This is a genomic window from Bradyrhizobium sp. JYMT SZCCT0428, assembly GCF_018131075.1.
In the GTDB taxonomy this organism is placed as follows: Bacteria; Pseudomonadota; Alphaproteobacteria; order Rhizobiales; family Xanthobacteraceae; genus Bradyrhizobium.
This window is the reverse complement of record NZ_JAFCLS010000128.1, coordinates 1-5542: the sequence shown is the minus strand read 5'-3', so window position 1 is coordinate 5542 and position 5542 is coordinate 1. Positions and strand designations below refer to the sequence as shown.

The window sequence follows — 5542 nt, the reverse complement described above, 5'->3', positions numbered from 1 at the left end:
GCAAAACACGAGGCGATAGATAAGACGCGGTCGTCGGATGCATACGTAAAAAATGGAAAAAGCGCCGATGCAGACGCAATAGGTTTTCAACAGCCGCCGAGCCCGGGCCTCGAGGTGTTTGCGATCCTTCTGGCCCTCCTTTCGTGCGGAATCGGCGCAGCAATGCTCACCCTTTGCGCCCAGCACGAAGGCGTGCCATAGCCTCAATTTTTCCAAAATTTGAACAATCGGCTCAGTCAGCAATTCGAGGATGATCGCATTTCGATTAGTTGATTAGGTATTGATATGGGACCGACAAACACCCCAGACCGGTTGATAGACGAGGCTCTGTCCATACTCAGCAGCGCTATGGCCAAGTCGAAAGCTATGGCGCCCCCGAAATCGTCTGCGGTTGGTCAGGCCTGGTCGCCGACGGCGGACATCGCTACCGTCGCTGACCACGAGCAATCCGAGACGCCGCCTGCCGTGGGGCAGCTTGTTGTCGAGCAAGTCTCAGAAAGGCTGTCTTCGATAAAGCCACTGGTTCAAAGGGAAACGCCATCCCTGATTGATCAAACGCTGTCCATGGTCGAACAATCGGTGAATCAACGCGTTGCAAACCAACTAGGCGTTCCAGTCCCGCCGGTTCAAGAACAGCAAAGTGCTTCCCTAATTAGCCGGACGATGTCAATGGTGGCTGTCGTGATCTCCAAGTCCGCCGTGTCGGATGAACTACCTTCGTTGCAGCCTCCCGTTGAGAATCACGCCTACGATAATGTGCGAACCAAGCCACTGGCACAGGGAGAGCAACGGGCGATTTCGCAATGGATGGTCACGGGTGACACACCTCCTGGACCCGAACTTATTAAAGCGGTGTCCCCGTCTTTGTTTCAGGAAACTGCTAATGCAGGTGAATCGATCCCACCTTCGCAAGAGTCGATCGCGAAAAACCTCACACCGGCACAGCGTTTAGATATAGACCGAGCCGACATGCGAAAGCGGGTAGAGAGCTTCAAAGCGAACCAAAAGCGTTTTCAACGAGAGCGGGAGGAATATTGCAACGCCACAATGGAAAAAGTCCGCACCCAACTCCGTGAAACACTGACTGATAGCAGCCGGTAATCAAGACGGTCATATGCCCGTGATTGAACGGCTCTACTCCTTCAGAAAGCCAAACCTTGCTGGATCAGCGGAGTGTGCCCAACAAAATTGACAGCAATCAATCAAAGAAAACCCACCGTCGTTTCCGCTGTGAGTTGTACGAGCCTTTAGGCAGCGCGGACGTTGATAGTGCCTTCAGCCAACTTTGTCAGCTTCTGGTCGCAGGTCTTCTCTTCATCTAGGGTCTGCTGAAGAAGGGCGGCACAGTCATTGCGACCAAGTCGCTTTGCCCATGCAACGAGAGTTCCATAGCGTGTGATTTCGTAGTGTTCGGCGGCCTGTGCAGCATTGATGAGCGCAGCGTCGAGAACTTCCTTATTTTCGACTTCGCCCATGGTTTCGTTGGCTTCCTTGATGATCCCATCAATCGCGGGGCAAGTCACACCCTTCTGCTGGGCGTTGTGCATCTTGAAAACCTGTTCAAGGCGCTGAACGTGACCACGGGTTTGTTCGAGGTGGTCCAGCAAACCCTGCTTAAGTTCCTTATTCGTGGCTTTCTCTGCCATTGTGGGCAAAGCCTTTATGAGTTGCTGTTCAGCGTAGTAAACGTCCTGAAGCTGGTGAACGAACAGGTCGTCAAACGTCTTAATGTCCTTAGAAAAAAGGCCCATGGAACTCTCCGTGTGGGGAATACGCCCGAGGGCGATATGCGAGATAACAAGTTGGTGAGCTAAGCGTTCCTAATGGATGGCAATGAGCTCGTCGCCGGGGTCTCGTGGGCCATCAGGCAAGCCAGGTCGCCAATGACGGGCTGCTAGCGACTACGAAAGAGCGATGCCGTTTTCGCCAGAATATGTCATCCCCCGATCCGCGTCGGGTAGATTTCCTCGGCTTCTCCGGTCTCGCAATACACTTCCTCGCGAATGACCTTTTCGGTGATCTCGGAAAGGTAAGCCAACAAGGCGACATTCAGCTTCTGAAATTCTGGCCATAATACCTGCTCCATAAAACTCTTTGGTGCCTTGATCACAATGCTTTGACGGTTCATCCGCCGATGGCGGAATGGTCGCAGGCTGTAACGTCGGCATAATGCGATGAACAGCTGCCGCGACCGTACATCGGGAATTGAGAACTTTAGCTCGTGGACTTTTCATGAATTGCTGTTCGTCCAAGCCGCGCTCGGATGCGTTCTGCAGCTGCGCCCGCAGCAGCTTTCTCTCCGGTCGCTGCCGAACCCGCGAACAAAAACTTCAATCTTGCGAAGCTTGTCGCGAAGGATGCGCTCGGCATAATTTTTTCGTGTATACTGTGGAGTGGTCGGGTGGAGAGAAGCCGATCCCCTTTTTATGATCGCTGATTGGCGGCAAAAGATCGTCATGCAGCTGCCAACCTTTATAACCACCCCCGCTCGCCGAATACAGAAAGATCAACTCCAGGCGGAGCATACCACTCCTCGGAGCCATACGGGCACCGAGCTTCAGCGCGATCTCCTTGTTGCCGTACCGCAGCGGCATCCTGCTTGAGTTTTCCGACACGGAAGCGGTATCTGAGCTAACTTCTTTTGCTTCAAGACCCCTTCGGCAGCGGGGCATCGGATGCAGCCGATCCTGCCGCCCTACTGGAGGTTTTACGATTAAGCTTGCGTCGTTTTTTGCCTCGATTCGTATCAATCCACGCGAATATCGCGGCCGAATTGATCCTCGCATCATCGGGAATGATGAGACCTTTCCTCTGCGCCAGCGTTTTGGCATACAACAATTGTGCTGGACTTACCGTCGAACTTACCGACTGCTGCACCGCCGGACGTTCTAAGGAATTTACGGCAGATCGATATCGTCGTCTTGCAGCCGGGCGGTGGTTTGATGTCCTTTTGCCGGAACAGACTGTCAGCAAAGCGCTTCATTGCAGGCCTCGGTGGATACGTTACTGTGCCGTTGCCCCCTGCGCTGCCAAGAAAAGAAGGTCCCACCGCGGTCGCACCCTCCTTCAGCTTGCGGATAATGCGCCTCAGCGACATCGCATACTTCTCAATTGCGCCGACCATCTCCTGTTTGCCTAGAACAACGTCGTCGAGCAGGCATTCAAGCTGCGCCGTCACACCCGGATCGACTAGCGCCGGATCGGCTTGTTTGAGAACGCCGAACAACGACAGGCCGGTCTCAGTCGGCACAATATTCTTTCCTTGGGCAATCAGGAACCCTGCTTCTTCAGCCCAACGATGATCTCGGCCCGGGTCGCAGGCGTGCCATACCCTTGGCTTCCTTCAGGCGATCCCGCAGGACCTCGTCATCAACAAACGCTAGGCATTCTGCATAGCCAATCAGAGTGCCTTCGTTGTAACGCGGGGGCGACCGCATCTCCTTGTTCTCAATTTTTGGATCTTGCAGTTGCGCGGTCTCGCCGTTGCGCACCGGCGGCAGCAATTGCGCCTCATCGCCCTTTTCGTCGGCGGGCTGCCACTCCGGTAATGCTGCTCGCCAGCCGAGATCAATGGGCAGGCGACCGGCTGCGCGGAATTCGAAGCCACGCACATCGAGAGTTGCGGTTGTCTTCCCGGTAACGGAAGTCGGGCATCAGGGCGGCCATATGTGCCCGCGCGATGACGTCAAAGTATCTCTTCTCGTCAGACGACAGACGAGGTCAGCCGACCATTTGAATTAGTCTGATAACTATCAAGAAACTAATATTCCTAAGTAGCTTGAAACGAACCTCGTCTAGCTTGCGTCCAAAAAGAGGAGGTAAGTTATGCCGCCGTTAGTTCGCGCTATTTTTTTCATTGCCTGCGCTTGCGCGGGGTCCGCAGTTGCAGAGACTCAGTTTGAAGTTAACTCAGAACCCTTTCACTTGGTGCAATAATGGTGGGACCAAAGAAGCCCCTTCGCATCCCCGAGCAGTCGTCTAGAACCATTCAACGAGCAGACGTTGCGCCGACTAGTGGGTACGCAATGGTCGTCGACGGCCACTTTAAGACCCAATTTTCGGAACCGACTGAAGCTAAAGTCGCAGCGACACAACTACTCGCCAATTTTCCCATGCTGAAAATTGAAATATACAACGCCGCGGCCAAAACGCGAACCTTAGTAAGTTAGGGGCTGTTTCAACGGAGCGGTTTATGACTGACCGTATAAAGATCATTTGCTCGAACTGTCGTCGGCCTTTCTCTGAACGAGCGCAGCGATTGCGGCCGGGCTATCAGACCCAATGCCCACACTGCATGAGATTGATCACGTTTGACAGCGGCTCAGAAGACCCAAACATCAGGCGACCTTTGAAGGCAGCGCGCGACTTCCGGATGGCAGCGGAACAAGCGGCCGTTCTTGCACGAATGGCGAAAGCGCCGAAAAGAGAGACGACGTTCTGAAGTTGACGAAGTAGCCGCCCCACGAACTCCAAATCGAGGAACTTATCGGAAAAGCCCGCTTGGCGGCGCGACATCCACCGCAAGCACCGCCGCCAACCTCCGCGCTTCCGCAAATCCGATGGTGGTGCTCGTTAACAAGTTGTAACTATGTTGTTGTGTCCTGACGAAGGGGTCTAGTGGGCAGTTGTGTGGAGTAACGCGCAATGGGACACCTATCGCCCCACGCTCCAGTTTCCAGTTCGTCGCGCCGCCGTCTCGCTCGTTGGCTGGTCGGCTCGCCTCTGAGTGTCATCGAGCGGGACCTGATCTTAGAAACCCTCGCTCATACTCATGGCAATAGAACCGTGTCGGCGCGCCTGCTTGGCGTCTCAGTGCGCTCGCTTCGGAACAAGATTTCCGAGTATTCAGCAGACGGTTTCCATGTCCCTCGTCACGAAAGCCGCGCGGGCCGGAGCGCGGAAGCGATAGTCCCGACAAATACGCATCCGAAAGATAAAATTGCGGCGATGCCGGTTGCGCTCGCTAGCATGCGCCGGGTCGCCGCGTCGGACTGCGAGTCATAGCTCGTTCGGATTCGGTGATGCCGCGTTGCATTCAGGCAACACCTTTTGGAAAAACTTGATAAGCCTGAGTTTGCGCCATTGTGCGGTCATGTCTTGATCCGAAAAATCAGCCCGTCGCGAGCTTGGCTGTGCAGCATGGCTCAGGCGGGGCCTTTGGAGGCGACGGGATCATGAACCCGAGGCGATTTACGACAGTGGCGCCGGCGTTCTGCGGATCGCTTATTCTCGCAAGTGTCATCGTCGGCTGGCTGGCTGGCTTCGGTTCGGACGGCGCCGAGAACACGGGCGCAGGGCCAATCGAGAACGGGGCAGGCTCTCTCGCCGCCAACGCCAGGCTCGCAGATGAACCACAGGCAATTATGGCCAACGCCGCTGTCGCTAACCCCGCTGGCGCCGAACCCGTGACGGGGACGGCCAACGTCGCGACGGCAGCCTCCGCTAAGGCGGAATCGATCATCCTGGCCGCGTTGCCCGATCCGTCACAGACGCTGCCCGAAACACCGGTGCCGGTGACGCAGGATTTTCGGTATCTCATCTA

At 55.3% G+C, this 5542-nt stretch carries 6 protein-coding genes and 2 pseudogenes; 4 read left to right on the top strand and 4 right to left on the bottom strand.

The window, feature by feature from the left end:
• A partial coding sequence (locus JQ575_RS43695; protein WP_212039313.1) for a hypothetical protein occupies positions 1–201 on the top strand: 201 nt, incomplete at its 5' end.
• Positions 202–348: 147 nt separating this feature from the next.
• On the top strand, positions 349–1101 hold the full coding sequence (locus tag JQ575_RS43690) for a hypothetical protein (protein WP_212039312.1): 753 nt from the start codon (positions 349–351) through the stop codon (positions 1099–1101).
• Between the two features lie 146 nt (positions 1102–1247).
• On the opposite strand, the gene JQ575_RS43685 is transcribed toward JQ575_RS43690, so the two are convergent.
• The 4 genes and pseudogenes from JQ575_RS43685 to JQ575_RS43670 all read right to left on the bottom strand — a co-directional run.
• Positions 1248–1751: a ferritin-like domain-containing protein gene (locus JQ575_RS43685; protein ID WP_212039311.1), complete on the bottom strand. Its 504-nt coding sequence runs from the start codon at positions 1749–1751 to the stop codon at positions 1248–1250.
• Positions 1752–1936: 185 nt separating this feature from the next.
• Positions 1937–2128: a hypothetical protein gene (locus JQ575_RS45520; protein WP_249167313.1), complete on the bottom strand. Its 192-nt coding sequence runs from the start codon at positions 2126–2128 to the stop codon at positions 1937–1939.
• 657 nt (positions 2129–2785) lie between these two features.
• Positions 2786–3250, bottom strand: coding sequence for a type IA DNA topoisomerase (locus JQ575_RS43675; RefSeq protein ID WP_212039310.1), 465 nt, complete (start codon positions 3248–3250; stop codon positions 2786–2788).
• 37 nt (positions 3251–3287) lie between these two features.
• A pseudogene (locus JQ575_RS43670) lies at positions 3288–3629 on the bottom strand (hypothetical protein); the annotation flags it as partial.
• Between the two features lie 1015 nt (positions 3630–4644).
• Here JQ575_RS43670 and JQ575_RS46005 point away from each other — a divergent pair.
• On the top strand, positions 4645–5004 hold the full coding sequence (locus JQ575_RS46005; protein ID WP_212039308.1) for a helix-turn-helix domain-containing protein: 360 nt from the start codon (positions 4645–4647) through the stop codon (positions 5002–5004).
• A 170-nt stretch (positions 5005–5174) separates the two neighbouring features.
• A pseudogene (locus JQ575_RS43660) lies at positions 5175–5542 on the top strand (transglycosylase); the annotation flags it as partial.

Excerpts from the sequence above, each read along its gene's own strand:
- JQ575_RS43690 (WP_212039312.1), top strand. The coding sequence starts at position 349 with ATGGCCAAGTCGAAAGCTATGGCGCCCCCGAAATCGTCTGCGGTTGGT.
- JQ575_RS43685 (WP_212039311.1), bottom strand. The coding sequence starts at position 1,751 with ATGGGCCTTTTTTCTAAGGACATTAAGACGTTTGACGACCTGTTCGTT.
- JQ575_RS45520 (WP_249167313.1), bottom strand. The coding sequence starts at position 2,128 with ATGAACCGTCAAAGCATTGTGATCAAGGCACCAAAGAGTTTTATGGAG.
- JQ575_RS46005 (WP_212039308.1), top strand. The coding sequence starts at position 4,645 with ATGGGACACCTATCGCCCCACGCTCCAGTTTCCAGTTCGTCGCGCCGC.